Below are 4,273 nucleotides of genomic sequence, written 5' to 3' on the forward strand. Positions count from 1 at the left end.
GGTGCCTTCGCTGTCGTCGCCCGGCCCGGCGTCGCGGCGCGGCTCCAGGCGCCCGGCGCCGCTGGCCTGCGCCGGCGCCAGCGCGCGCCGGTTGGGCCGCTGGAAGTAGGCATCGAACAGGGCGTCGAAGCGGCGCCATTCCTCGGCGCGCGAGCACAGCAGCGCGCGCAGGCTCCAGCGCAGCAGCTCGCTGTCGAGCTGGCCCATGCGCCGCGCCACTTCCATCGAGGCCGCCATGTCCTCGCTCGCCACGCGGAAGCCGTTGGCGCGCAGCCAGCCCGCGAAGCCGGTGTAGCGCGACACCAGCCGCGCCGCCAGGTCCGTCTCGGGAGCGCGCTGCGCGGCGCCGGGCAGCACGTTCAGCATGCCGCCGCCAGTTTTTCGACGACCGGACGCGTGAGCCCGGCCAGGTCCGCGCGCGTCTTCACCAGCGCGGCCAGCGAATCCATGATGCGCTCGGCGCCGCCGGGGTCGAGCGCGCTCACGCCCAGGCGCAGCAGGGCCGAGGCCCAGTCCAGCGTCTCGGCCAGGCCGGGGCGCTTCTGCATGTCCATCTGCCGCACCGCCTGCACGAACTCCACGATCTGCCGCGCCAGCGCCTCGGGCACGTCCGGCACCTGCATGCGCACGATCAGCAGTTCCTTGTCGAAGCCCGGGTAGTCCACGTACTGGTAGAGGCAGCGGCGGCGCAGCGCGTCGGAGATCTCGCGCGTGCCGTTGGAGGTCAGCACCACGTAGGGCCGCTCGGTTGCGCGCACCACGCCCAGCTCGGGAATCGACATCTGGAAGTCCGACAGCAGCTCCAGCAGGTAGGCCTCGAACGCTTCGTCGGTGCGGTCGATCTCGTCGATCAGCAGCACCGGCGCCGGCGTGGCGGTGATCGCGTCGAGCAGCGGGCGCTTGAGCAGGTAGCGTTCGGAGAAGATGTCCTGCTCCTTGTCGGCCACCGAGCGCGGGTCCTGCTCCAGCAGCTTGATCGCCAGCAGCTGGTGCTGGTAGTTCCATTCGTAGAGCGCCGCGTGCGCGTCCAGCCCTTCGTAGCATTGCAGGCGGATCAGGCGCGTGCCGAGCAGCCGCGCCAGCGCCTTGGCGACCTCGGTCTTGCCCACGCCGGCCTCGCCCTCGAGCAGCAGCGGGCGGCGCATCTCCAGCGTCAGCAGCAAGGTGGCGGCGAAGCTGCGCTCGGCGATGTAACCATGCTGCGCCAGGCGCTGCTGCAGCGCCGCCACGTCGGGCATGCGGTCGGCTGGCATGGCGGCGTGCCTGCGTCAGGTGGCCTTGCGCGAGAAGATCCCGCGCAGCCAGTCGCGCAGCACCGCCCACGCCAGCGCGAGGCCGTTGAGTTCGGTGCGCGGCGGCGCAGCCTGGGCCACCGTGGCCGGCGCGGTGTCGCCGGCCGGCGCCGCCGCATCCCGCGCGGGCGCCTGCCGCGACTGCGCCAGCGCGTCGAAGTTCGCCGCGAACTGCTTGAGGATCTGGTCGGCCACGGTGTTCATCATGCGGCCGCCGAACGCGGCCGCCTTGCCGCTCATCGCCACCTCGCTCCTGCCGGACAGCGCGCAGGCGCCGCCGCTGCCCTCGCTGCCCTGCACGGTCGCCAGCAGGTCCATCGACGCGCCCGAGGTGCCGGTCGAGTCCGCGCCCTTGCCCGCCAGGTGCAGGCTGCGCGCGGCCGGGTCCAGGCCGAGCACCTCGATCTCGCCCTTGAACGACATCGTGGCCGGCCCGAGCCGCACGACGATGGTGCCCTTGTAGTGCGTGTCGTCCACGCGCTCGGTGATGGCGGCGCCCGGCATGCAGCCGGCCACCGCGGCGATGTCCTGCAGCGACTGCCAGGCCGCGTCGGCACCGGCGGCGAGCGGGAAGACCTTTTCGAGCACGACTTTCATCAGCTTGTCCTCGCAGGCTTGCGCGCCGCGGCGCGGCGCGCGTGGTCGGGCCCGGCGTCAGCGCTGCGCCAGGCCGAGCGCGCGGCATTGCTGCCAGACGCGGTAGGCGTTGTGCGGCATGTTCATGTGCGTGATGCCGAGATGGGCGAACGCATCGACCACCGCCGAGGTGAAGCACGGGATCGAGCCCACGTGCGGCGACTCGGCCACGCCCTTGGCGCCGATCGGATGGTGCGGCGACGGCGTGACGGTGAAGTCGGTGTCCCAGTGCGGCGTCTCCAGCGCGGTCGGCACGAAGTAGTCCATCAGCGTGCCGCCCAGCAGGTTGCCGGCTTCGTCGTAGGGCAGCTCCTGCCCCATCGCCACCGCGAAGCCTTCGGTCAGGCCGCCGTGGATCTGCCCTTCGATGATCATCGGGTTGATGCGCGTGCCGCAGTCGTCGAGCGCGTAGAAGCGCCGCACGCGCGTCTCGCCCGAATGGCGGTTGATGTCGAGCACGCACAGGTAGGCGCCGAACGGGAACGTGAAGTTGGGCGGGTCGTAGTAGTCCACCGCCTCCAGCCCCATCTCCATGCCTTCGGGCACGTTGTTGTAGGCGGCCCAGGCCACTTCCTTCAAGGTCTTGAACTTGCCCGGCGAGCCCTTGAGCACGAAGCGGTCGAGGTCGAACTCCACGTCGTCGGGGCCGGCCTCGAACAGGTGCGCGGCGATCAGCCGGGCCTTCTCGCGGATCTTGCGCGCCGCGCGCGCCACCGCCGCGCCCGCCACCGGCGTGGAGCGCGAGCCGTAGGTGCCCAGCCCGTAGGGCGCGGTGGACGTGTCGCCCTCCTCCACCTGGATCACCGAGGCCGGGATGCCGGCCTCCGACGCGATGATCTGCGCGTAGGTGGTCTGGTGGCCCTGTCCCTGCGTGATGGTGCCCATGCGCGCGATCGCCGAGCCGTCCGGATGCACGCGGATCTCGCACGAGTCGAACATGCCGATGCCGAGGATGTCGCACGCCTTGGACGGCCCCGCGCCGACGATCTCGGTGAAGGTGCACACGCCGATGCCCATCAGCCACTCGGCCTTGGGGTCGGTGCGGCGCGCGTCCTGCTCGGCACGCAGCGCGGGATAGTCCACCGCGGCCAGCACCTTGCGCAGCGCCGGCTCGTAGTCGCCCGAGTCGTACTCCAGCCCGAGCGGCGTGAGATACGGGAACTGGTCCTTGCGGATGAAGTTGCGCAGCCGCAGTTCGGTCTTGTCGATGCCGAGCTTGAGCGCCAGCACGTCGATCATGCGCTCGATCAGGTAGACCGCCTCGGTCACGCGGAACGAGCAGCGGTAGGCCACGCCGCCCGGGAATTTGTTGGTGTAGACGCCGTCGACCGAGACGAAGGCGTTGGGAATCGCATACGAGCCGGTGCAGACGTGGAACATGCCGGCCGGCCACTTGCTCGGGTCGGCGCATGCATCGAACGCGCCGTGGTCGGCGACGACGTTCACGCGCAGCGCCTTGATGCGCCCGTCGCGGTCGGCGGCCAGCTCGCCCTTCATGTGATAGTCGCGCGCGAACGCGGTGCTGCTCAGGTTCTCGGCGCGCGACTCGATCCACTTGACCGGCCGGCCCAGCACGATCGACGCCACGATCGACACCACGTAGCCCGGATACACGCCGACCTTGTTGCCGAAGCCGCCGCCGATGTCGGGCGAGACGATGCGGATCTTCGATTCCGGGATCGCCGACAGCATGCCCACCACGGTGCGCACCACGTGCGGCGCCTGCGAGGTGATGTACACGGTCAGGTCGCCGCGCGCCTTGTCGTAGGACGCGACGCAGCCGCAGGTCTCCAGCGGGCACGGATGCACGCGCGGATACAGCATCTCCTGCGTGACCGTGACCTCGGCGTTGTCGAAGGCGCGGTCGGTCTTGTCCTTGTCGCCGATCTTCCAGTTGAAGATGTGGTTGGGATGCCGGCGCGCGCCGTGCGCGCCCACCTGCTTGTCGCGGATGTCCTCGCGGATCACCGGCGCGTCCGGCGCCAGCGCCAGGTGCGGGTCCACCAGCGCGGGCAGCTCCTCGTATTCCACCTCGACCAGCTCGGCGGCGTCGGCCGCCACGTAGCGGTCGTCGGCCACCACGAAGGCCACCTCCTGGTTCTGGAAGCAGACCTTCTCGTCGGCCAGCACCGCCTGCACGTCGCCGGCCAGCGTCGGCATCCAGTGCAGCTTGAGCGGCTTGAGGTCGTCGGCGGTCAGCACCGCGTGCACGCCGGGGTGCGCCAGCGCGCGCGACTTGTCGATCTTCTTCACGCGGGCGTGCGCGTACGGGCTGCGCACCATCGCGCCGAACAGCATGCCCGGCATCTTGATGTCATCGACATAGGTGCCCTTGCCCTGCAGGA

Annotated in this window: 3 protein-coding genes and 1 pseudogene; all 4 read right to left on the reverse strand. The window is 70.7% G+C overall.

From position 1 onward, the window contains the following. A pseudogene (locus K206_RS40295) lies at window positions 1-366 on the reverse strand (carbon monoxide dehydrogenase); the annotation flags it as partial. Beyond that, a complete protein-coding gene (locus K206_RS0135125) occupies window positions 360-1,253 on the reverse strand; it encodes a MoxR family ATPase (RefSeq protein WP_020206936.1) in 894 nt (297 codons plus the stop codon). The gene K206_RS0135125 and the pseudogene K206_RS40295, both read right to left, overlap by 7 nt. 15 nt (window positions 1,254-1,268) lie before the next feature. After that, window positions 1,269-1,889: an SRPBCC family protein gene (locus K206_RS0135130; protein WP_020206937.1), complete on the reverse strand. Its 621-nt coding sequence runs from the start codon at window positions 1,887-1,889 to the stop codon at window positions 1,269-1,271. Between the two features lie 57 nt (window positions 1,890-1,946). Continuing rightward, window positions 1,947-4,273: aerobic carbon-monoxide dehydrogenase large subunit (locus K206_RS0135135; protein ID WP_020206938.1), on the reverse strand; the 2,327-nt coding region annotated here is incomplete at its 5' end.

This window comes from Cupriavidus sp. WS, from assembly GCF_000395345.1.
GTDB lineage: Bacteria > Pseudomonadota > Gammaproteobacteria > Burkholderiales > Burkholderiaceae > Cupriavidus > Cupriavidus basilensis_B.

What these genes read in the sequence shown, in the direction of transcription:
- K206_RS0135130 (WP_020206937.1), bottom strand. Translation starts at nt 1,889, where the DNA reads ATGAAAGTCGTGCTCGAAAAGGTCTTCCCGCTCGCCGCCGGTGCCGAC.
- K206_RS0135125 (WP_020206936.1), bottom strand. Translation starts at nt 1,253, where the DNA reads ATGCCAGCCGACCGCATGCCCGACGTGGCGGCGCTGCAGCAGCGCCTG.